The sequence below is a fragment of the Leeuwenhoekiella palythoae genome (assembly GCF_020310025.1).
GTDB classification, from domain to species: domain Bacteria; phylum Bacteroidota; class Bacteroidia; order Flavobacteriales; family Flavobacteriaceae; genus Leeuwenhoekiella; species Leeuwenhoekiella palythoae.
The window spans coordinates 435535-458796 of the sequence record NZ_CP084318.1 but is presented as its reverse complement, the minus strand read 5'-3'; the positions used below and the strand labels follow the sequence as shown (position 1 = coordinate 458796).

The 23262-nt window shown below is 39.4% G+C and carries 22 protein-coding genes and 1 pseudogene; 4 read left to right on the top strand and 19 right to left on the bottom strand.

What is annotated here, in order from left to right; all coding sequences use genetic code 11:
- Positions 1-6 precede the first annotated feature (6 nt).
- The 8 genes from LDL79_RS01950 to LDL79_RS01915 form a co-directional block, all read right to left on the bottom strand.
- On the bottom strand, positions 7-1062 hold the full coding sequence (locus LDL79_RS01950; protein WP_225598953.1) for an efflux RND transporter periplasmic adaptor subunit: 1056 nt from the start codon (positions 1060-1062) through the stop codon (positions 7-9).
- 31 nt (positions 1063-1093) lie between these two features.
- Positions 1094-1684, bottom strand: a complete 591-nt coding sequence (locus tag LDL79_RS01945) for a TetR/AcrR family transcriptional regulator (RefSeq protein ID WP_225598952.1) — start codon at positions 1682-1684, stop codon at positions 1094-1096.
- Between the two features lie 788 nt (positions 1685-2472).
- Entirely contained in the window at positions 2473-3783 is a 1311-nt protein-coding gene (locus tag LDL79_RS01940) for an NtaA/DmoA family FMN-dependent monooxygenase (RefSeq protein ID WP_225599919.1), read from the bottom strand.
- 41 nt (positions 3784-3824) lie between these two features.
- Complete coding sequence (locus tag LDL79_RS01935; RefSeq protein ID WP_009780922.1) at positions 3825-4574, bottom strand: NADPH-dependent F420 reductase; 750 nt, start codon at positions 4572-4574, stop codon at positions 3825-3827.
- 216 nt (positions 4575-4790) lie between these two features.
- On the bottom strand, positions 4791-5213 hold the full coding sequence (locus tag LDL79_RS01930; RefSeq protein WP_009780921.1) for an organic hydroperoxide resistance protein: 423 nt from the start codon (positions 5211-5213) through the stop codon (positions 4791-4793).
- Positions 5214-5265: 52 nt separating this feature from the next.
- Positions 5266-6393 (bottom strand): LLM class flavin-dependent oxidoreductase, encoded by a 1128-nt coding sequence (locus LDL79_RS01925; protein WP_225598951.1) that lies wholly within the window; start codon positions 6391-6393, stop codon positions 5266-5268.
- A complete protein-coding gene (locus tag LDL79_RS01920; RefSeq protein WP_009780919.1) occupies positions 6393-7412 on the bottom strand; it encodes an LLM class flavin-dependent oxidoreductase in 1020 nt (339 codons plus the stop codon). Before LDL79_RS01920 ends, LDL79_RS01925 begins: the two co-directional genes overlap by 1 nt.
- Positions 7413-7541: 129 nt before the next feature.
- Complete coding sequence (locus LDL79_RS01915) at positions 7542-8330, bottom strand: NADPH-dependent F420 reductase (RefSeq protein ID WP_009780918.1); 789 nt, start codon at positions 8328-8330, stop codon at positions 7542-7544.
- Between the two features lie 193 nt (positions 8331-8523).
- On the opposite strand from LDL79_RS01915, the gene LDL79_RS01910 reads away from it, so the two are divergent.
- Both LDL79_RS01910 and LDL79_RS01905 read left to right on the top strand, forming a co-directional pair.
- Positions 8524-8874, top strand: a complete 351-nt coding sequence (locus tag LDL79_RS01910) for a winged helix-turn-helix transcriptional regulator (RefSeq protein ID WP_040533575.1) — start codon at positions 8524-8526, stop codon at positions 8872-8874.
- A gap of 46 nt (positions 8875-8920) precedes the next feature.
- Positions 8921-9181 (top strand): annotated as a pseudogene (locus tag LDL79_RS01905) (integrase core domain-containing protein); the annotation flags it as partial.
- Positions 9182-9690: 509 nt separating this feature from the next.
- On the opposite strand, the gene LDL79_RS01900 reads toward LDL79_RS01905, so the two are convergent.
- The 10 genes from LDL79_RS01900 to uvrA all read right to left on the bottom strand — a co-directional run bounded on the left by LDL79_RS01900 (position 9691) and on the right by uvrA (position 20661).
- The gene (locus LDL79_RS01900) at positions 9691-10005 is read right to left on the bottom strand and encodes a DUF6730 family protein (RefSeq protein ID WP_225598950.1); all 315 of its coding nucleotides are present in this window, start codon (positions 10003-10005) and stop codon (positions 9691-9693) included.
- Positions 10002-10826 (bottom strand): relaxase/mobilization nuclease domain-containing protein, encoded by an 825-nt coding sequence (locus LDL79_RS01895; protein ID WP_225598949.1) that lies wholly within the window; start codon positions 10824-10826, stop codon positions 10002-10004. Before LDL79_RS01895 ends, LDL79_RS01900 begins: the two co-directional genes overlap by 4 nt.
- Positions 10823-11119, bottom strand: coding sequence for a mobilization protein MbpA (gene mbpA, locus LDL79_RS01890; protein WP_009779576.1), 297 nt, complete (start codon positions 11117-11119; stop codon positions 10823-10825). Before mbpA ends, LDL79_RS01895 begins: the two co-directional genes overlap by 4 nt.
- Positions 11120-11203: 84 nt before the next feature.
- Positions 11204-12058 carry a toprim domain-containing protein gene (locus LDL79_RS01885; protein WP_225598948.1) on the bottom strand — a complete coding sequence of 285 codons (855 nt, stop codon included), beginning with the start codon at positions 12056-12058 and terminating at the stop codon, positions 11204-11206.
- A 179-nt stretch (positions 12059-12237) separates the two neighbouring features.
- On the bottom strand, positions 12238-13470 hold the full coding sequence (locus LDL79_RS01880; RefSeq protein WP_225598947.1) for a primase-helicase family protein: 1233 nt from the start codon (positions 13468-13470) through the stop codon (positions 12238-12240).
- 64 nt (positions 13471-13534) lie between these two features.
- Positions 13535-13816: a helix-turn-helix transcriptional regulator gene (locus LDL79_RS01875; RefSeq protein ID WP_225599918.1), complete on the bottom strand. Its 282-nt coding sequence runs from the start codon at positions 13814-13816 to the stop codon at positions 13535-13537.
- Between the two features lie 255 nt (positions 13817-14071).
- The gene (locus LDL79_RS01870; protein WP_225598946.1) at positions 14072-15217 is read right to left on the bottom strand and encodes a site-specific integrase; all 1146 of its coding nucleotides are present in this window, start codon (positions 15215-15217) and stop codon (positions 14072-14074) included.
- A gap of 224 nt (positions 15218-15441) precedes the next feature.
- Positions 15442-16857: a tRNA uridine-5-carboxymethylaminomethyl(34) synthesis GTPase MnmE gene (gene mnmE / locus LDL79_RS01865; RefSeq protein WP_072984653.1), complete on the bottom strand. Its 1416-nt coding sequence runs from the start codon at positions 16855-16857 to the stop codon at positions 15442-15444.
- A 132-nt stretch (positions 16858-16989) separates the two neighbouring features.
- A complete protein-coding gene (locus tag LDL79_RS01860; protein WP_225598945.1) occupies positions 16990-17535 on the bottom strand; it encodes a hypothetical protein in 546 nt (181 codons plus the stop codon).
- Between the two features lie 342 nt (positions 17536-17877).
- Positions 17878-20661 carry an excinuclease ABC subunit UvrA gene (gene uvrA, locus LDL79_RS01855; RefSeq protein WP_225598944.1) on the bottom strand — a complete coding sequence of 928 codons (2784 nt, stop codon included), beginning with the start codon at positions 20659-20661 and terminating at the stop codon, positions 17878-17880.
- Between the two features lie 225 nt (positions 20662-20886).
- Here uvrA and LDL79_RS01850 point away from each other — a divergent pair, with 225 nt between their 5' ends.
- The gene (locus LDL79_RS01850) at positions 20887-21471 is read left to right on the top strand and encodes an RNA polymerase sigma factor (RefSeq protein WP_072984659.1); all 585 of its coding nucleotides are present in this window, start codon (positions 20887-20889) and stop codon (positions 21469-21471) included.
- 58 nt (positions 21472-21529) lie between these two features.
- Positions 21530-21676 carry a hypothetical protein gene (locus LDL79_RS01845; protein WP_164916945.1) on the top strand — a complete coding sequence of 49 codons (147 nt, stop codon included), beginning with the start codon at positions 21530-21532 and terminating at the stop codon, positions 21674-21676.
- Positions 21677-21806: 130 nt separating this feature from the next.
- Here the strand turns inward: LDL79_RS01845 and LDL79_RS01840 are convergent, their stop codons facing one another.
- Positions 21807-23129, bottom strand: a complete 1323-nt coding sequence (locus LDL79_RS01840; protein ID WP_225598943.1) for a hypothetical protein — start codon at positions 23127-23129, stop codon at positions 21807-21809.
- Positions 23130-23262 lie beyond the last annotated feature (133 nt).

The window sequence follows — 23262 nt, the reverse complement described above, 5'->3', positions numbered from 1 at the left end:
AAGCACTTATTGTTTGTTTTTAATGGTAACCGGAGTGTCTTGCGTAAGCTTATGATAGCCTGAAGTGATAAGTTGATCTCCTTTTTGTAAACCTTCGGTGATGGCGATGCCATTGTTGTATAGTTTTCCGGTTTTTACAATGCGTCGTTCTGCCTTATTTTCATTGACTACATAGACAAAATTTTCATTCTTTTCGGTTACCGAAACGGTTTCTACAGGAACAATGAAAATTTTAGAGTCCTCTTCTGAAGTTTTTTCCTTTTCGGGAAGTATAACCGTACAGGCCATACCGGGCTTTATTTTTTTGTTTTGATTAGTAATGGTAATTTTTGCGGTATAGCTCGGAGTATTGCTATCTGATTGTACGGATATTTCTGTAACTTCCCCTTCGTATACAGTATCTAAGACCTCTATTTTCACAATAGCTTTATCTCCGGTTTGATATTGATTAACCTGATCGTCTGGAATAGGAATAATGGCTTTAAGCTTATCAATATCAAAAAAATCGACGATGGGTTGCCCGGGTGATGCCAGATCTCCGGTTTCCATCATTTTTTCACCAATATAACCCGTAAAAGGAGCGGTGATACGAGTAAACTTTACATTTTGGTAGCTGGCTTGCGCGGCTGCTTCGGCCTGTTTATAGTTAGATCGAGCTTCTACCATTTTTACTTCAGCAATACTACCTTTGCTATAGACTTCTGCTACACGATTGTAATTGTCTTCTGCCATTTCAGCCTGCGCTCTTCTTGCTTCATATTGTTTTTGATAGGCTGTGCCATCTATTTTGGCAATTAAGCTTCCTTTTTGTACAAAATCGCCCATACTTACCGGAAATTGTTCAATGGTTCCGGATACCTGAAAACTTAGTTTTACGCTTTTATCGGCAGCGATTCTACCGGTGGCAGAAAAATGGACTCCACTGTTTTCTGAAGAAGTCTTGCCTACCATTACGGTTTTAACCTCGATGGGCTGAATTTCCCTTTCTTTTTCTTCTTTTTTACAACTTTGAAATAATAATGTTGCCAAACAACACAAAAGGATGAAATGAAACTTGCGCATATGTTATAATTTTAAATGGTGAGGATTTTAGTTATTGATCGTATTTTAAACCTTTAATAAGAATATTGACAAGCCAATCTATCCTTACAGACATATTTTCTATGATGCCGTAAAGCAGCATTTCTTTTTCTAAACTATTATAGACAGTGACCATAGTCATTGCTAAAAATTGCCTATTTTCCTGATTAATGGGAGCGATTTCTTTTTTATGGATTGCCCACGTGAGTATTTCCTGAAAAATACTATTCTCTATATGCCTTAATTTTATAAATAGGGAATGAGCAATATTGAAGTCTTGCCTGATATCTTCTAGTAGAAAAGTATATTCTTTGGTTTTGTCTATGAGACTTTTGAGTTTAATCTCATTATAGAACCGTAGGTTTTCTTCAATGTTGTTGGATTTTTTAATTTTTGCTTTAGCCGGTTCTATTATAGAAAGATATTCCATCTCGGCCACCTGCTCAAAAACCTCGTGTTTGTTTTTAAAGTAATAGTAGAGTGTACTCCTTCCTTTATTTGCGGCTTTAGCAATATCGTCCATTGTGACTTTATCAAATCCTAATTTTTTAAATACCGCTACGGAAGAATTGATAATGTGCTCTTTAACTAAATCATCTTTCATTCAGCAAAAAATAATATTACGTCTAATTTTAGACAAATATAGTGTTTTTGTCTAAAAATAAAATAATCAAGAGTTGAATTTTTTCTAAATGCCAAAATCAATCTAATGGATCGCTGCTATTGAAGACTGTTAAGTTTTATCAATATAGATCTAAACCAACCTGTGAAAACATTACAAAAAATGCCTGTTAGGTAACGTTATGTAGAAGATTATATCGAAATAGTCTGGTTTTAAAGATTGAAAATTAATAAGCTCCAGGATTCTGCAATAGAACCTGTGTTGTAGGCATCAAATCCCGTATCATTGACCAGTTGCATGGCTGTTTCTATACTGCTTTAACGATCTCCTAATACTGTTAGAACTATTCTTCCCGGCGTTCCGTTCGGCAGGACACCCATTACAAAACTGGGTGCGATACTAGTGCTAAAAGTTTTCACTACCGGCCGGCCAATTTACCTCTCAACCCAAAGGCTGTGTAGTTAACCTTGTTCTAATTCTTCGATCACACCATCTCGGGATGGAAAATAATTGGAGATACCGATCATAGGTATCGCTATCTCCAACTGACTGAACAAATCCTTTGGTAATCCCGTGACTTTCCTGAAAGAGATGCAGAATAACAGGATCTTCTGTCTAAAACTACCTATTCAATTTTGACTGCTTTGACACCTGTTTGACCTGCGAAATCGATCGTATGCGGTCCTCTGGAATTGGTAATTATTATTTGATGTCCCTTTTTGCTAAATTTCTGAGCTGGTGTTTCCTTATCAATCTGCCAACAATTATTCTTATTTGTTTTTATGATTCATTATTCTAGGATCAATACCGTATTGATCTGGCACTCCCAGATTGGCTCGAAATGTTTCCCCTTCATAATCCTCATGGAACAAACCACGCTGCTGAAGAATAGGCACCACTTCATCTACAAAAGCATCGATCCCATCAGCATTCACATCTGGTGTAATCCAAAATCCATCTACAGCGCCTGCTTCAAACCATTCCTGCATATGATCTGCGGCTTCTACACCCGGTCCAACAATCACCGGATGGTAATCAATAACACCATGGGCAATAATATCGCGAAGACTCCAGCCTTCTTTTGCAATTTTTAACGCATGAGCAGACCTAGGATCATAAGGAGACGGGCGTGCATTTGTTAACTGTGCTTGGTTTAGCGGTTCGTTCAATCGATTGATATCAAGAGGAATACCCAGCATACGTTGCAGGTAAGCGACTCTTTCCGGGAAATTACTCTCCGTTAACTGAATCCTGCGATCTAAAGCGGTACGCCTGTCTTTGGCAATCGTGGTCATGAGACCTGCAAAGAATTTGATCTCATCAGGATCACGACTATACCGCTTAGCTGCATCTCTAAACGCTTTGCGTTGAGCCCGCGCATCATCAATGGTGAAGGTAGCGCCAACCACAACATTGGCAAAACGTCCTGCGAGTTCGTGGGCATTAGGGCTACCACCGCCATGAACGATCACAGGCTGTCCTTGCGCTGATGGTGGAACATACAGCGGTCCGCTAGCGCCTACATATTCGCCTTGCAGATTAATGGCATTGATAGCCCCTTTTTTTGTGAATTCGCTATTTTCTTTGTTGTGGACCCAGGCATCCTTTCCCCAGCTTCCCCAAAGTGCCTGCATCAGCTGAATCATCTCATGGGCTCGGCCATAGCGCTCCTCACTCGATGGAATCCTCTTGCCGTAATAAGCTGCGGTATCATCTGTACTCGAGGTAACTGCATTCCACCCTGCCCGGCCGTGGCTCATTACATCCAAAGCTTTGAAATGCCTTGCCAGATTGAACGGTTCGTTAAATGTTGTAGAACCGGTTGCTACCAACCCAATCCGTTTCGTTTCCCGTGCGATGGCGGCCATGGTCATCATCACATCGATATTAGGGCCGGGAGGTTGGGTCTCAATATCTCTTTCGCTGGCCGGCCCATCAGGGAAAAACAGAAAATGCAGTTTACCGCGTTCGGCTGCCTGCGCCTGTTTTACCATGACATCAAAGTTTGTGAAACTTTCCGGGTCTACGCCGGGCATGCGCCAGGCTCCGGGTTGGGAGCCATAGCCATTGCCCAGGTGCATAGCAACCAGTATTTTTTTTGCATTGTTCTGCATATTGGGAACTACATAATATATAAAACCCTGTTTAGGCCTACAAGAAACTTATTGTCTACAGAGCTCATTTCGCCATCTGCCCGCTCTGCGACAGCCGCAACCGCCAGATCTCTACGCTTTGGCAAACGTTCTTTTTCCGCAGTATCAATCAATTCTTCTATTTCGTGCAGAGAAAGATCTGTACAGTAAACAGGGGAACCCGGTTGTTGCCTCCAGGAATCAGCCAGTGAGCCTGCATCGAAAGCATCAAATCCGGTCTCATCCACTAATTGCATCGTGATTTTACGATCCTGGTCACGATCTGCCGCAATAGGAATGGCAATACGATCTGAACTTCCGGCCGGCTTTCCGCTTTCTTCAAAAGAAATATATCCTATGGCATTCCAAGCCTTGGCAATAGGTCTTCCTAATTGTTCGCTTACCCACAAACTTTCTACTTGACCTTCGTCAATAGCGGGGATATTGTTGTCTCGTGACGGATAATAATTAGAGGTATCTATTATGGTTACGTCTTCTGGTACTTCTGCAAGAAGGGGTTTGATCTCCGGAATTCGGTTGAAAGGGATCGATAAGATGATGACATCTTTACCCTTAACCGCTTGCTCAGCGGTAACAGGTTCTGCTCCTGTAACAAGTGCCGCTTGCTCTATAGTTTCTGGGCCTCTTGAATTGGCTACTTCTACTTTATGCCCTGAGTCGGGCAATGTTAGCGCTAAGGTCTTTCCTATATGACCTACTCCTAAAATTCCTATTTTCATATCATTATTATTTTTAAAAGCTTAGTTACAAATTTACTAAAACACACTTTCTTTAGTATAGTACTTTCCTAAAGGAAAGCGTTAATATATTGTTTAAATCAGGTAGCTGAATTAACGCAAGGTGATTAACCACATCCACATTTTGCATAAAGGAAATACTGGATGAACATCAATAAGCACTGCTGCATTTTCATTCATTCCCCGTTTTCAAGCTTTTTAATTGTTAGTTGTACTAAGTTTTACTTCAATGTTATTTCGGGTAGCGTTTGAGTAGGGGCAAACTTGGTGAGCTCGATCCGTAAGCCGTTGTGCTTCTTCGATTGATACGTCTGCGATATTAACTGCCAGTTCTACCGCCAAGCCAAAGGCTCCGTTTTCTGTTGAACCGATAGATACTTTAGCTGTTACAGAAGTTTCACCTGTTTTTACTTTTTCCTGCCGTATAGTATGGTTTAAAGCACTATCAAAACATGCGGCGTAACCCGCAGCAAATAATTGTTCAGGATTGGTGTAATCATCATTGGCACCCCCCATGGCTTTAGGTGCTCTAACCTGAATATCCAACACACCATTATCTGATTTAACATGACCATTTCTGCCACCTGTTGCCGTTGCTTCGGCTGTATACATTGCTTTCATTGTGATTTAATTTAAAATTCTAATTAATTAAGGATTATTTTCTTTTATTACTTTATGTACTAATTTTTCTAAATGAAGGTTTAGGGATTTCCAGATTTCCTCTGAGCTTATCAGATTCATATTCGGTTCGGTATATACCACGCTCCTGTAAAATAGGTACCACTAATTCAATGAAATCCTTCAATCCATGGGGGTGATCCTGGCGGAGTATCAGCATATCTATTGCGCCCTCTTCATACCATTGCTGCACCTGATTGGCCACTTTTTCGGCAGATCCAAAAAACAGTGGACGAGGAAGACTATTATTTGGCTTTAACCGTAGGAGCTCCAGATATTTTTCTTGCGCTTCTTGTTCTGTTCTGCCAACGATAGGGTTTTGTGAGATGGATATGATAAAGTCCTCAGGCTTTCTTCCTTTTTTAATTAATCTTCGCCTGATATCATTTGCGATTCCCACAGCCTCTTCAAGTGTGTTGCCATGAGTAAATACTCCATCTGTATAGGTTGTGGCGTGATCAAATAAGGTTGCTGACATCCCTGCTGTATACAGCACCGGACGCCCTTGTATAGAACGACTAATATTCAAGGGACCTTCCACCGAAAAATACTTCCCGCTATAATCAACTCTATGCATTTTATAGGGATTTAGATACACGCCCCTTTTCTTATCCCTCACAAATGCATCATCCTCATAGGTATCCCATAATCCTAAGAGGATTTCCAAAAATTCTTTTTGCATGGGACTTTGGTCTTGCTTGCCCAAATGCCCACGGCTGAAATTAACCATGCCGCCCGGATTTGAGGTAATGGCATTTAAGGACGCACGCCCCTTACTTATTTTATCTAACGAAAGGATTTGTCTGGCTACGCTATACGGATCGGCATAAGAAGTAGAAACGGTAGCCGAAAGACCTATTTTTTTTGTGTGCATGCTAAGGGCAGACATGAGCGAAACACCTTCGAACATACTCAGGTAATGCGGAATATTCCCCGGACCTACATGACTTACATCGACCAAAAAGAGCGTGTCGAACTTTGCAGATTCTGCCAGCTGAGCCTGTTGGATATAAAAATCAATATTTTCACTAGAATCGGCCGGGATATCGGGATGCTGCCAACCTACAAAATTCCATCCCGGACCATCAGTATTGGCTGCCAATTTTAATTTCTTCTTTTTCATCACGAATTATTTTCAGTATTTATTTCTGTCATAACTTCTGCGAATAATCTAATGGATTTCAACCGGTCTTCTAAGACGTATGCTGTAGAGACCGCGATGAGTTCATCCACTTCGGTTTTGCCTAAGAAATCCTGAACCTGGTTTTTCACGGTCTGTTTACTTCCTACAAAAGAATATTTCAGCATTTGATGTAAGGAAGGATGCTTAAACATTCCTATTAGTTCATCCGTCATTGGTGTTGGTGGTTGCAGGGGATCTCTGCCGCCAGTTAAGACCGACATAAACATCCTGATCAAGCTGGTGAACATGCGCTCGGCTTCTTCGTCGGTATCTGCGACATACACATTGATTCCTGCTATTGTATAAGGTTTCTGCAAAAATTCAGAAGGTTGAAATTCCTGTTTATATATTCTCAAGGCATTGTGTAAATGATTGGATGCAAAATGGCTCGCAAAGGCATAAGGCAAGCCCTCTTTTGCGGCTAAATGAGCACTATCTGTACTAGAACCTAGTATATACAGGGGTACATCTGTTCCTTCAGCAATGGTAGCCCGTACAGGTGATTTTTTATTTTCCGGAGCAAAATACTGCTGAATTTTCTTTATTTCTCCTGGAAATGAATGTGCCGCCTGCATAAAATCAGATCGTATAGCTTTGGCAGTTTGAGGATCTGTACCCGGTGCTCGCCCCAAACCTAAATCAATCCGATTCGGATACAAATGCGCCAGCGTACCAAATTGTTCAGCTATAATTAAGGGAGCGTGGTTGGGAAGCATAATCCCTCCTGAACCCACTCTTATACTGTGGGTGTTTTCTGCAATATAGCCCATAAGCAAGGAGGTAGCGCTACTGGCGATATTATCTGAATTATGATGCTCGGCAAACCAAATACGTTTGTAGTTTGAAACTTCCGCTTCTTGTGCAAGCGCCAGTGAATTGTTGAGCGTCTGTTTTATAGAATCTCCTTGCGAAACAACGGCCAGTTCTAAAATGGAATATGCTATTTTTTCTTTCTTCATATATTCTGAAATGCTATTAATCTATACTTACGTAATTCTTTTAATAAACTCCCGATAGCACCTAATCCATAAATTTCAGTTTTATCCGTGAGCTACAGAGTCCTTTTAAATTGCTGTATACGAGCTATTTTACTTTCGTGGCGGTAAATTATTGATCTCACGAGCAATATCTACCGCGTGATCTACAAATCCATCTGGATAATCTCCTGAAATAAGAATTTTAAAATATTCCTCACCAAGATGTTGCATTTTGCCAAATGCAAGCTCCTGATTTTCTTTCAAGGTTTCTCTATTAGCCATTGCTCTTGCTTTGGCAAGCTCAGAAAGGCTAAGATCGGTACAATAGGCTGGCGAACAGGGTTGCTGACGCCAAGAATCTTCAAGTATACCGGCATCCAATGCATCAAAACCCGCATCATCTACTAAACCTAATACGACCTCTTTTGCTTTCTGATCATCAGAAGCTACAGCCAGGGCAATTCTTCCGCTAGCTCCTTTCGGTTTACCTTCGGCAGTCAAACTGTAGGCATTGATATTGCTGAATGTCTTTACAACCGGTCTTCCAAACTGCTCCTGCACCCAGACACTGGCCACCATTCCATTATCAATCGCTTCGATCTTATTATCCCGATGCGGCCAGTAGTTCGTGGTTTCAACAATTATTACATCATCAGCCACCTTTCCTTGTAGTGATTTAGCAAGGTCTGGGATCGCAAAAAGTGGTATAGAAACAACGAGCACCTCTATATCTTTTGTTACCTCCTCCATTTCCACCGCAGATACACCCGCAGAGCGAGCAATAGTATCTATACTAGCTGCTCCCTTAGCATCTCCTAATTTAACCTGATGTCCGGCAGCATTAAATTTTTTCGCAAGTGTCTTGCCGATTAAACCTGCTCCAATTATTCCTATTTTCATCGTTTTTCGCGTTAGTTCAACCTATAAGAGGTTTTATTTCTTCGTGTTTACATACATCGAACTTTACATCAACCTTTGCCAACCAAAAGTTTATCTATAAAGTAGCTTCCTGTATAATTACATTTGCAAAATTAATAAAAACTACTTTCCTTTGTATAGTCCTTTCCTAAAGGAAAGTAAGAAAATAAATCATATGGCTGTAAAAAAAGGATATTATAATTGTCTGGACACGGTAAGGCCCGTGAGGGATACCTTAGAGGTGATCAATGGTAAATGGAAATTACCTATTATTATTTCAATGGGTATTGGTAACGAAAGATTTACGGATATTCAGGATAGTATTGATGGATTAACACCCAAGGTTCTGGCTAAAGAGCTGAAGGATTTGGAACAACACCAACTCATTAAAAGAATTGTCATTGACGATTATCCAGTAAAAATCTCATACAAATTGACTCCTTATGCAGATACCTTAAATCCGATAATTTTTGCACTGAAAGATTGGGGGATTAACCACAAAAAGAAAATATTTAATAAAGAGTAAAAGATTTTCGAAACCACTACACAATAGACTAAAGCAATGACTTAGATCCAGTGTTAATTGTGACTTCGCACGCTTCGGCAAACTCACAAATAATCCATTTATAGAAAGCTTCAATGGGTCTTTCAAGGATGAGTGTTTAAATACAAATTGGTTCTTCTCTTTGGAAGATGCTCAGGAAAAGTTCGATATTTGGAGGGAAGACTATAACGGGTTCAGACCACACAGTTCATTGGGTGACATGTCACCCAATGAGTACATTGAAGTCAATGAAAATAGCCCAGATTCTCTAGTTATGACCAGTACCTAAATATGGGAGGAGGTCAATAGCCCAGATTCTCTAGTTATGACCAGTACCTAAATATGGGAGGAGGTCAAACAGTTTATATTCTCAAGTTATAACTAGAATCTGAATATGGGAAGAGGTCAGTGGTTTACTAATATTATTTGTAAGTCAGGTGATGAGGATAAGGGGAATTATTCAGTTCAAGCTTTTTCAAATTAACGGATCATAAGATTTTCGGAATCAGCAATAGACCTTAGCTTTTTCTCTGGTCTTGTGCCAATTTAATAAACACTGTGTTCTGCGAGATTGATATCAATATCTCTCAATGCATGGATAGAATAAATATATTATTCGCTTTATTATAAAAGCAGCCTACGATAAAAACAGGGGTTAGAAGATTAATGAGGCTGCCAAAATTATTGATATGATTATTATGAAAGTGAAACATCTCCCTCATCCTAATTTTTTCTTTCGAAAAGGCCTTCACAAAAGACAGGTCTTTTTGAAAGAAAAATTAAATCAAATATTACTATTTAGCGCAGCAATAAAAAGACAATACAAAATGCTTGTGAAAGAAAAAGAAACAGGGCTAAGATGACAAGCCAGTTGGGGATCGTTCGCGTATACTTGATCTTCCTTAGTAGTTCCTTGCGATTTTCCTGCTGCGAGATTAGATCCAGTTTTAATTTTCTAAGATGCGAATCGATCATCTTTTCAATTTGAGTGCTATCTGCTTTTATGGAGGTACTTTTAAGACCTTTTTCAATCCGTTCTAAGCGATTGACCTCTTGTTTGAATGAATGTAATTCTTCAACCAGTAGTTCTGATAGGTGTTCTAGTTTAGTCATATTCCAATACCTTTATCGATTACAATTTTTAATACTTTCTTAGCCACAGCTTTGGCCAGGCTTGGCGCAATAGGTATGCTTCCTCCGGATAACACAACAGCTTTGGCGCGGTTGATGGATTTAAGCAAATTACTGGCCGACATCGAACGATGCACTTCACTTCCCTTAATGTTTTGACCTTTGTATTCAAAACGAAACCCCTGCAGCTGTTTTGATTTATTGATCACCGGGATCACGGTAATGTGTTGCTCTTGCATGCGATTGATGTAAGTCTGAAGATCATTAGTAGAACCTTGAAGAACCTGCTGATGGGCTTTATGGATTTCACTTCGCGTCTGTGCTAAGGCTTTGTTTTTTTCAAGTTGAACGTCCTGTACGGTTTGAATACCCATTTGCTTTGCAGTCCGCTCAGCGGCCCACTGACTTTGTTTTCCAATAAAACTATCAGTATAAGCCTTACCCTTTAGATCGATACGATTCACATAGAGATGTATGTGGGTATGTGCTTTGTCCCGATGTACATACGCCACTGCCTGGCGCTCTTGTAATTTCATATGTTGAATAAAGGTTTTAGTGAGGTTCCCTAAATCCTCGGCGTTCATTTGAGCTCCATCGGTTACCGTTGGACTTAGAACAAAACTCAGTGTATTGCGCTCACAATTTTGATTGAGGGCTTGCACGGCTTTAAATTCTTGAGTGATTTCTTCAGCAGTATCGCCCACAACCAGATCGCTATATACCAGCTCCGCTTGTTTGTTTGGATCATTACCGTAACGCAACGCACCAAGGGTACTGGATATAGCACTTCCTTTACCTATCATTTCATTATAGTCTTTAAATGTTTCTTGATTTCTTCAGCTACCTGAATGACTTCCTCGCTAAGTTTTGGATTACCTTTTTTATACATATTCCCAATACGTTTAAAATTGTTGTGATACTTCACTAGCATTTTATAGGTATGAATATGTTCTTCATTCATCCGCTCGGTGATCTGTTGCTCCAACAAACTTCTTCTGCAAAAAGCACTCAGGCTTAAGCCTGCAGCTTTTGCTTTTACCTGCAGCAATTTTTTCTCATACACGCTGCATCTGAATTTGATAAGTGCTCGTTTCATCGTTTGTTTTTCTTTGCAACCACCGGGAGCAAAGCAAGATTGTGGCCACAGCCACACATCTTGCCCTGCTTTCCAGAAATCAGTTTAATGCGTTTTCATCAGCCAGGCATTAATGTCTTTTTCCACTTTATAGAAGTTGGATTTATCAATACACGTAGCATTGTTGTTCAGAAAGAATGAGGTTGTTTTTCTTCCGGCTTTATCCTGATCGAGATACAATTCAACAGTAGTGTAGGTATCAAAATAGGGGAGTGCTTTATCAGCAAAAGCAATGGAGTTTAAGATCAAAAAATCAGCTTCCCGTTTTATGTTTGGAAAAAGTGTAAGCAGCGATAACAGATCAAACATTCCTTCTAAGACGATCAAGTTTTGAGATCCATTATAGATCCATCGCAAGTCCTTTGGTGAACTTGATGCTTTAAAATATTTGTTTCTAAGTTCCCATCCTCCGGAATTGTTTTTTAGACCAATTGAAAAACCGTACTTCTCTTTAATGGTATAATGCACTTCTTTGCAAAACCCCTGCGCTACAACCGGGTTAATTTTTCGGCTTTTCAGATAGGCAAATAATGCCGGATGTTGAATCGGTTTTACCTGTCTGATTACAGTTCCAGATTCGTTTACTTTCAATAGTTGTGCTTCTGGAAGCGCATAGTTTCCGGTATTGACTTGAGCTAAAATTGCTAAAGCTTCACGTACACGGATGTTCTGAAGCTCACAAATAAGATCGATACAGTTGCCGCCTTTACCCAGTCCGTGATCGTACCAGCAGTTTAATTTCTTAGAAACTTTAAAGGAGGCTTGGGTTTCTGACCGCAGGGGACTCAGAAACCAAGCTTCCTTTTCCGTATTGCGAGTGGGAAGGTGCCCTAAAAATGCCAGCGCCTTAACGATGGATATTTTTCGGGCTTGTTCACACGATAATTTTTCTTTTTTCATCTGCACTCTATTTTTAGAAATAAAATGATGATTTGATGACAAATCCTCTTAGACCCTATAAAAACTGGCCTTACCGTGTCATCAAAAATTCATCGTTTCATCATTTTTGATTTTTTAAGCTTAGTTTTTGTCATCATTTATTTTTTTGATGACAGTTTGATGATAAAATGATGACAGCCTCAGCCCTTGTAAACAGGGGGATCATCCTCATCTGTCATCGTCTCATCAAAATTTTGTATCAGAAATTCCTTTTTTACGGTAAAGTAGCGGCCTTTGGCCTCAATTAGGGTGATGGTACCTTCAGACCAAATCACAAATTTTCGATACTGATTGGAGTTGGGTTGATTGGTAAGTTTCCAGTCCACTTTTAATAATCTGCGCAGCTGGGTAAGATCTGTCTTTACTCGAGTTTTGTTCAAAGCATTCAAAGCATCCAGCGGACAAAAATCCACTTCGTCCAAATCAAATTTTTCAATAACTCCCATAAGGATACTTGCCAACTCTTTTTCTACGCGGTTCCTATTATTTTTTACAAGCTTGGTAAGCGCAGCTGTTTTGATCTGTCCTGGAGTAAACCACATACGCGTCTGATGTGGTGTGCTTAGTTTGCGATTGGATAGGAAATAAAGAAATGCCGGAATCTCCGCAATCAGGTGTTCCAAAAAGTTTGTGCTTTCTTTTTTAATAGAAGGCACCTTCAACACCCAAAAACGCGTTTCATTGGCATCGATCTTAATGAAGTTATCCTCGTTGTTACTGCAGAGAATAAACTTGCCAAAGAATTCCACTTCGCGTTTATCTTTTCCTTTAGCCTCGAGCTTATTGATATTGGTGGTACTAAGGTATTTGATGCGTTCGGTAAGCTCTTCTTTATTGAAGAGTACTTCATCAATACAGATTAGGAGTTTATTGGCCCAATCAGAATTAAACTGACTGCTAAAACTATCATTTGTAAGATAGGTAAGATTGTTCTCAAAAATGGATTTAAGCCATTTCAGAAAGGTGCTTTTCCCTGTGGAACGTTCTTTAGATACCAGGCAAAGAATCGGTAGAACCTGAACAGGTCTAGTGTAGAGTAGTTGCAGATAATCCAATCCCAAGGCCAATTGCCTACCAAAGATGTGCTCGAGAAAACCAATAGTGGTTTCACAAGAACCTTCAAGAGGTTCTTTGCTTAGTGGGGAATAGATATTGTAAAAGCCTTTGTATTCCTGTTTAAAGTTGATATGATTTGGAATACAAGTAAACCCATCATATTTGGGGATTTTTGTCAAATAGGCTTTACCGTGATCTTGTTTGATGGTCTCGATATTCCAATGCACAAGAAACTCATTGAAATGACCGGCAATAGTAGGAGCAGCCACCAATTTGTAATACGTGGTGCCCACCCTTTTATAAGGTATAGCTTTCATAGTGAATAGTATTAATAATGAAAAGAACCCCTAATTCAAATAGAATTAGGGGCTTAGAGTAGCATCACCGTTTTTTCAAGGTGTATTCAAGGGCTTCCTGCTCAATCTGCGATTGCGATTTACGCTGATTTTCTAAAAGCCAGTTGTTGAGCAGATCGATATCAAAGTAAATAAGTTTACCTCCTGGCTTGCTGTGTGGGATAGCTCCGGTGGAGGTCAGTTTGTAAAGATAGCTTCGTGACATACCTGTATAGTCACAGGCTTCATCAAGATTGAGTACTTTTTTCTGGCTAAGTAACAGCGATTCAATGCGTGCTAGCCGTTCGTCCAAATTAATCGTGTTCATCATATTCGATTTTAAGGTGAATAGTGAACAAAGCGCTTTGTTTATTTATGATTGAATTCTAGAATTAAAAGTAGCGCCAAGGTTAATTTAAATGAAGTTTATTAGGCTGTTTTTATGCACAAAACAAGGAAAAACAATTGTGTAAGTTCTTTGCTTTCAAATGATATCAAATGATTGCAACAAAAATTTTAGTCTGTGATGGATCAACCAAATCTCAACAAAAAATATTTAGGATAACGAAGTTTTTGAGAGTTATCAACAGGTCAAATCTGAGATTTCCAATTTCGGAATCAAATAGGCTGCTTCTTTCTTCTTAGTGTCTACAATTTTAGCATAGATCTGAGTTGTGCGAATTTCTTTGTGTCCAAGAATTTTGGATACGGTATAAATGTCTGCTCCGCGCTCCAGTAAAAGAACGGCGTGGGTATGTCTGGCGCTATGAAAGGTTATGTGCTTAGTAATTCCGGCGCGCATACACCAACGGAGTATTTCCGCGTTAAAGTGAGCCCCGTACTTCAAGCCTTGAAACACACGTGCATTTTCTTGCTTTCGGTCTCCTAGAATGGAACGAGCTTGATCCGATAAGTATTGGTATTCCTGAGCAGCCGTTTTCTTCTGCTTAAATACGAGCCGGGAACCTTCTTCTTCATCACGTACTTCAGACCAAGTGAGTTTATTGACATCACTCCAGCGTAATCCGGTAAGGCAACTAAATAGGAAAGCATTTTTAAGCATTTGATGCTTACATTCAGCTTTAGCTAAGTTTTGCAATTCTTCATACGTGAGATATTCACGCGTCGTTTCACCCATGGCAAAACCTTTCACGGCAGTGGCATAATTTCTATTGGTATAACCATCCTCAAAAGCTTGGCGTAAAGCAGCCTTAAATTTATTGAAATAAGTATACTTTGAGTTCTGAGATAAAAGAGTGCCGGATTTAGTCTTTGCTTTTTTATTGAGGTACTTCTTAAATCCTACTACAAAATTTTCATCTATATCTTCAAAAGTAGTGTTCAAAGTTTTGCAATAACTTTCGATATGATTTTGGGCAGCATCCCAGTTATCGTAATTACCCTTAGATTCATAGCGCTCTTCTTTTAACTTATCGTAATAAGAGAGAAATAGTAATTTGTCTTTGCTACGATCTTTAATTCCATATTTACCTTGAGCATATTCCGCTCGGCGAATGGATAATATTTGTTCCGCCCTTAAAAGTGTTTCTTCATTCTCTCTCTTTTCAAGTGCGTTTTTAGGATTGATATAGAGATATTGTTTAAGGTACTCAAACTCTCTTGAATGAATTTGTTTGCCGTTGGCATCTCTGGTCTTGCCTTTATAATATTCAATGTAAAGACTGTACTTTCCTGATGTAAGTTTTTTCTTTTTGAGCTTAATTACCATAATATGAGCTTTTTGTAAAATTAATTCAAAAAAGCCAAACGAGGTGTACTTTGGTACACCTTGCATATACATTTTAACATTGAGGTGTACCAGGGGTGTAACAAAAGGTTAATTAAAAGTGATTTATGAGAAAATGATGTTGAATAAATAAGGTTCGTGAAGCATTGATTTTGTTGGTTTTTTTGCTAATTTGATATCAAATGACATCAGAATAAATTCCTGATTTATTTACCAATACAAAAATTAGCAAAAATATTTCCGAGCAATTCATCATTAGTGACTTGTCCTGTGATTTCGCCAAAGTGATACAGCGCTTCTCGAATATCAATAGCCAACAAATCACCGCTTAAACCGGCATCGATGCCCAGTTGTACTTTTTCGATCTCTTCCAAGGCTTTAAGTAGTGCGTCGTAATGACGGGAGTTGGTTACCAGAGTTTCGTTATTGCGAAGTGCACCGGTATTTACAAATTGAAGCAACTGCTCCTTAAGCGCTTCGACCCCAGTTCCGGTTTTAGCTGAAATTAGCAAAACCGCCGATTTGTTACCTTCTGAGACCAGTTTGGCAAGTTGGTTGTTGATCGATTCTTGTTCAGCTTCCGTGAGGTGATCGATCTTATTTGCGACCAGTACTAGTGGCTTGTCTGGGAAGCGATTTCTTATCTTTTGTATTTCCACCGTAAATAATTCGGCTTGATCTTTAAATTTTTCAGAATTGATCAGGTAAAGAACCACCTGAGCTTGTGCGATCTTTTCAAAGGTTTTTTTAATCCCCAAACCTTCAATAACATCTGCGGTTTCGCGGATTCCCGCCGTATCTATAAACCGGAAACCAATACCACCTATTGAAATTTCATCTTCGATAGTATCTCTAGTAGTACCGGCGATATCACTAACAATAGCACGTTCTTCGTTGAGCAAGGCGTTCAATAAGGTTGATTTACCCACATTAGGTTCGCCCACAATAGCCACAGGAATTCCGTTTTTAATCACATTTCCGGTTGCAAAGGAGTCGATCAGTCGTTTAAGAACGCGTGTAATCTTTGATATTAATTGCTGAAATTCTTCACGGTTGGCGAATTCTACATCTTCTTCAGCAAAGTCAAGTTCGAGCTCGATAAGCGAAGCAAAATTGAGTAATTCTTGACGCAGCTGCGCAATTTCGTTTGAGAAACCGCCGCGCATTTGCTGCATAGCGATCTGATGAGCCCCGGCGTTATCACTGGCGATGAGGTCTGCTACAGCTTCTGCCTGACTTAAATCCATTTTCCCGTTGATGAACGCACGTAGGGTAAATTCGCCGGCTTTTGCTGCCCGGCAGCCATTTCTAAATAAAAGCTGAAGAATTTCTTGCTGAATGTAAGAACTACCGTGACACGAAATCTCAACAGTGGGTTCACCGGTATAGGAGCGTTTCCCTTTAAAAATAGAAACTAAAACTTCATCAATAATCCGGGAACCATCAATTATGTTGCCCAGATGAAGCGTGTGCGAATCTTGCTCGATCAGCTTTTTTTTGCTTTTCGCTTGAAAAAGATCAGAAACGATCGAAAGCGCCTGAGTTCCTGAAACCCGAATTACAGCAATTGCTCCTGCGCCTGGCGCAGTCGCTAATGCAGCTATAGTGTCTTGAATTTGCATGCTGCAAAATTACAAAATAAGCAGCTCGCAACAGCCCATAAAAAATCCCCGATACACTAAAGTATCGAGGATTTTCAACTAACTAACCAACCAAAAAAATCAAACTATGTCCCACGTTCGTGGGGTTTATCATTATGACCTACGACTGCGCGTGCTGTAAACCATTTGCGAGCGTACATCTTGTACTTCATATGCTTTACTGATAGTCCCCGTTTGCTTATAAATACGCCCGCTTCTATCATAGTGCATTTTTAAATTTCCTATTTTATCTAAGCGTCCTTTTTTATATGTAAGCGCTATATCGCCTATCTTTTCAACACTCCCATTACGATGGTAATCAATGTTCAAATTACCTATTTGTGCTACTTGGCCGTTACGGTTGTATTGAATATATCCTTTACGATACGCTTGATCTGAACCATAAACCGAATTTGGATTGTAATAAATTTGGTTTATCCGTCTACCATTCAAGCTTATCGACGCCGGTGGAAGATTAAAATCTAATGTTCCCTCAGGATAAACTAAAAATTCAACACCTCGTTCTATAAAAACTACAGGTTCCAGATGCATTTTGCTTGCAGTATTTGCTGTAAGCGTTTGCCCTTCTATACGTTCGTTTGCCTGTGCAGAAACTCCGATTACGAAGCTGACTGCCAAAAAGAGTAAGGTGCGTTTCATAATTTTTAGTTTTTGAGATAACGCGCGTTGCGCTGTCTCGGTTCTGATATGTATAAACCAAACCTCGTGCCAAAAATTAAAATTACGTATTTGTGATAGTACTGGGGAAGAGTTCTGTGGAATTTAAGTGTCTGAAATTTAATAATTTAAAATAAAAAAAAGAGGTGTGAATTTTTCACACCTCTTGACTGTTTTACAATTTTATGGGCACTACAAAGGGTTTTACTATACCGCCCCGAAAGTTATCGAGATGCCTAAAAATTGAAAATTGGTTTCCAAATAATGCTTTATAGAACTGCCCGGTCGCGGGAGACAAACTTGCCTATGATATGTTATTTTCCATTAAAGTTTGTCTTTTAGATAAGGAGCAGTATATGATTTTTTATTTTTAGCAACCTCTTCCGGGGTTCCTGAAGCGATGAGATATCCGCCGTTTTCGCCACCTTCAAGACCTAAATCAATTACGTGATCTGCACATTTGATCAGGTCTAAATTGTGTTCAACAACAAGAATAGAATGTCCTTTTTTGATCAATGCCTGAAAGGAAGTAAGCAATTTCTGAATATCATGAAAGTGCAAACCTGTAGTAGGTTCGTCAAAAATAAATAGATTCTTTTCTTTGGAAGTGCCTTTGACTAAAAAGGAAGCGAGCTTGATACGCTGTGCCTCGCCACCAGAAAGGGTAGACGAACTTTGCCCTAAAGTGACATAGCCTAAGCCCACATCTTGCAAGGGTTTAAGCTTGCGGGTAATTTTATCTTGCTTGTGCTCTTTAAAAAAGGTAATAGCATCATCGATGGTCATATTGAGTATGTCATCAATATTTTTGTTTTCAAACGTAACCTCAAGCACCTCTTTTTTAAAGCGTTTCCCTTTACACACTTCACATTCTAGATGCACATCTGCCATAAACTGCATCTCAATGGTGACTTCGCCTTCGCCTTTACAATTTTCGCAACGCCCCCCATCAACATTAAAGGAGAAGTGTTTGGTTTGAAAATTTCTGATCTTACTCAATTTCTGACCGGCAAAAAGCGAACGAATATCATCATAGGCCTTGATGTAGGTAACAGGATTGGAACGTGAGGAACGACCAATAGGATTTTGATCTACAAACTCAATATGATTGATATTATCAAACTTCCCCTCAATCCCGGTCATTTGGCCCACTTTCTCACCATAACCGCCGGTTTCTTTAAGTAGGGCAGGGTAGAGTAGTTTTTTTACCAGCGTACTTTTACCACTTCCGGAAACTCCGGTTACTGCGACAAACATTCCTAATGGAAAACGTACATCTATATTTTTCAGGTTGTTTTCTCGTGCGCCTTTGACCTCAACATAATATTTAGATTCCCGGCGTTTTTCAGGGACTTTAATTTCAAGATCACCATTGAGATATTTTGCGGTAAGCGATTCACTTTTTAGAATCTCATCATACGTGCCCACAGCAACAACATCGCCACCAAAAGTTCCGGCTTCCGGACCAATATCAATAATCTCATCTGCTGCTTTCATAATGTCTTCATCATGTTCTACAACGATCACTGTATTTCCTAAATCTCTAAGATTTTTAAGAACTTCTATAAGACGTTCGGTATCTTTCGGATGCAGGCCAATGCTAGGCTCGTCTAGTATATACATAGATCCCACAAGGCTGCTTCCCAATGAAGTCGCAAGGTTGATTCGTTGAGATTCTCCTCCAGAAAGGGTATTTGATTTTCGGTTTAACGTAAGGTAATTTAAGCCTACTTTAGACAGGAATTCTAATCGACTCTCAATCTCGGTGAGCAGACGCTTTGCGATTTTGCTATCGTGTTCACTCAGTTGAAGATTCTTAAAAAAGTCAGCCACTTTGTTCAGCGGAAGCCCAACAAGGTCTGTGATTGTGGTTCCACCAATTTTGACATAATTCGCTTCTTTACGCAGACGTTTGCCACCACAAGTTTTGCAACGCGTTTTTCCGCGATAGCGTGACAACATCACCCGATTTTGAATTTTATACGCTTTGGACTCCAAAAATTCAAAAAATTGGTGAATACCTTCAAAATACTGATTTCCATTCCATAGCAACTCTTTTTGCGCGTCGCTGAGCTCAAAATAAGGTTTGTGAATAGGAAAATCAAATTTATAAGCGTTGTTTACCAGTTGGTCGCGATAGTAACTCATACTATCGCCACGCCAAGGAAATACAGCATTTTCATAAATCGAAAGTGCTGTGTTTGGAACAACCAGATCTTCATCAATACCAATCACATCACCGTAACCTTCACACGTAGGGCAAGCGCCATAAGGATTGTTAAAACTGAATAAATGCACATTAGGCTCTAAAAAGCTCATGCCGTCCAATTCAAAACTATTGCTAAAGTGACGTTGCTTACCAGTATCAAGATCTTCAATAAAAGCTTCTCCTTTACCTTCATAAAATGCCGTTTGCACGGCATCAGCTAAGCGATTGTAAAAGTCTTCATCATCTTTTTTGATGATTCGGTCTACCACTAGAAAGAGTTTGTCTGTTTTTTTGATGCTTCCGGCTTCATCAATACGTATGACGGTGTCATTGACTTTGATCCGTGCGTAACCTTGCTGCTGAAGGATATTGAGTTTTTCTTCAATTTTGCGTCCTTCTTCAACCAGAAAGGGAGCAAGTAATAGGAGTTTGCTACGCTCATCAAACTGCTTTACATAATCTACAACATCGGTCACGGTATCCTTCTTAACCTCATCACCAGAGATGGGAGAGTAGGTCTTCCCAATTCGGGCAAAAAGTAATTTGAGGTAATCGTAAATTTCAGTAGATGTTCCTACGGTTGAGCGCGGATTGGTACTGTTTACCTTTTGCTCGATAGCGATCGCGGGTGCAATACCTTTAATATAGTCAACCTTTGGTTTGTTAAGTCGGCCTAAAAACTGCCGTGCGTATGACGACAGGCTTTCTACATACCTGCGCTGACCTTCGGCATAAAGCGTATCAAAAGCGAGGCTTGATTTTCCTGATCCAGACAAACCGGTAATCACAACCAGCTTGTTACGTGGAATAATGGTATTTATATTTTTTAGGTTATGAAGCTTGGCCCCTTTAATGATAATATTCTCTTTAGGGTTGGCTTTTGAAACGTCAACAATCATAGCAATTTGTATAGGTATGCAAAGATAATTTATAGGATTGATACGCGCTCAAAGATTTGGCCAACGTCCTGTTAATGTTAAAATTGTACAGGACGTGTTGTTTATTTGGAATGAAAGTTGTTATATTTGGTTTGTATTAACATTAACAGAACACCTATACCTTAAAATTACTTTTTAAAATTTTTACCGGCCCTAAGGCCAAATTTAACCTACAAAAGTAATTTTATGGAAGAAATGTTAACTACAGACGCGACTCTGGTGAGCAGCTATATTAAAGGCGACGAGTCGGCACTTTCTATATTAATTTCGAGACATCAGCAACGAGTATATAGTTTTATTTATTCAAAGGTTTATGACCGTGATGTAACCGAAGATATTTTTCAAGACACCTTTATAAAAGTCATACGCACGCTAAAACGCGGTGGTTATAATGAAGAGGGTAAATTTTTACCCTGGGTAATGCGTATTTCGCATAATCTGGTTATAGACCATTTTAGAAAGAATAAGCGAATGCCAAAATTTGATAACACGGGGGACTTCAATATTTTTTCTGTTTTAGGAGATCCAGATCTAAATGCTGAAAAAAGAATTATCAAAGATCAGGTGGAAGAAGATGTACGTAAACTTATTGACGAACTTCCTGAAGATCAGCGCGATGTTTTGGTGATGCGCATCTATAAAGATATGAGTTTTAAAGAGATAGCAGAGCGCACTGATGTGAGCATCAATACCGCTCTAGGTCGTATGCGTTATGCACTGATCAACCTGCGGAAAGTGATTGAGAAAAACAATATAGTTTTAACAAATTAAGATAGACTAAATCCAGAAAGTGTGCGTTATATAGGGACTATTAACCAAACGTCATTTAATGGAAAACATTTACTCAAAAAAAGCGTGCGCGCTTGACAACAATTTAAAACCGACTCAAGAGACGGTTGACCGCATTTTAAATTATTCTAAGGCTTTAAGTGTTATGAATACCAAATTTGGGAAGTTTGAGAATCTTCTCAATTAAAACTGAAAAGACCCGCAAGTTGCGGGTCTTTTTTTTTTGGCGCCGCCAAAGGGTATAATCTCCTCAAGGCTGGCTCAAAATAATAATTTTCTCAGCGAATGGCTATTAAGAGTTGCCCCGAGTTTATGTGTTAGTATTCTGTAATGACTTCTCGTGCATCTGGAATTGTTGATCTTAATTCGAATTGTGTTTGCAGGTTTTTCTCTAATTGAGCAAAACGTTCTGATTTATTAGCAAGTTGAATTTGATTGAAACTATCTGTAAATGCTTGCATACTGCGTTTACCTACTCTCAAATTCTGAAAAACATTAGAGATGAACGTATTCATTTCTGCTTCTCCGATTTCGTTTTCCAAAATTTTAAACTGCTCAGGAGAAATAAGCAACGCTCTAAGTTCGCGTCTCTCTGAAGCCAGACCGGCATTAGAAGTGTTTCCTTCTAAGAAAGAGTTTAGGTTATTGTATTGATCAACGCTGTATTTTTTCAGATAGCGCAGTTTAACATATTTCGCTAAAGATTGAAGCAGCATACGATCTAACTGACTTTCCGGTTTAAAGGCACTTGCCATATAAAAGTAGGCGTCACCCTCTTCAATGGCATCGTCTATTTTTTTAACGTCAACCTGCGCTCCGGTGTTGATGATCGTATTGTATGTAGATTCATTACCATACACCGGCGAACTTACTTGCGCATAGACTACTTTGTCATTGGGTGCTACTTGGGTCAATTCTTCTAGAAATCCACGGGTTTTAGCAAACTTAGCCTCAAGTGCGGGGATGGCTTCTTGAGGAACATTTATGTAATTAGCATATTTTCCGGTTTGATATTCAAGATTACCGGCCAACAAAACTAAATCTCCTTCTGCCTGGGCATTTGTAAATTTAGACCCACTGGGCTGCGGTTGCCCTTTACCTATATAAATTTTATCACAATCTTCGCAATTAGCGGTAATACTATAGGTGTAATTAAAAGGATCCATATAATCTGAGATATTACTCGATTTATTGACGATCTCAGGATACCATTTATCTGAATTGGTCGCTCTTAGAACACCGTTAGAATATACTAATTGCCCTTTGTAACGTTTTGCTCCGCCTTCGCTATCAAAATTTTTAAACTTTCCCTCGGTAACAATCGTAAGTGTAGATTGTGGCGTGATTACCACCTCGCAGCCTACCAGAACGTTATAGATCAAACAATCAGTACAGTTGTGAGGAACTTTGCTAGAGGCAATGCGCTCACCATTTAGGGAGATCGATTTCACCTTGATATACTCATTGAGTCTAAACGACAAGGTCTGTGTATCCACAGGTAGATTGCTTAATGTGTATGTGGCATCGATGGTTTCATCTTCTAAAGAGATGTTCACCGTACCATCTAAGTGACTTAAACCTTGACCAATACTCAGGTTGGCACAAATCATAAGAAGGAAAAAGAGTAGCTTTCTGCTCATAAAATTCTGATTTCTAGTTTAAAATTAAACAAGCAGAAATTAAACTTTTGTAAAACAGCATTTTGTGGTTGTTCATCTATAAAAATGAACGTTAATCCGAAAGTCGATTAAAAGCCTAGATAAATTGTCAATT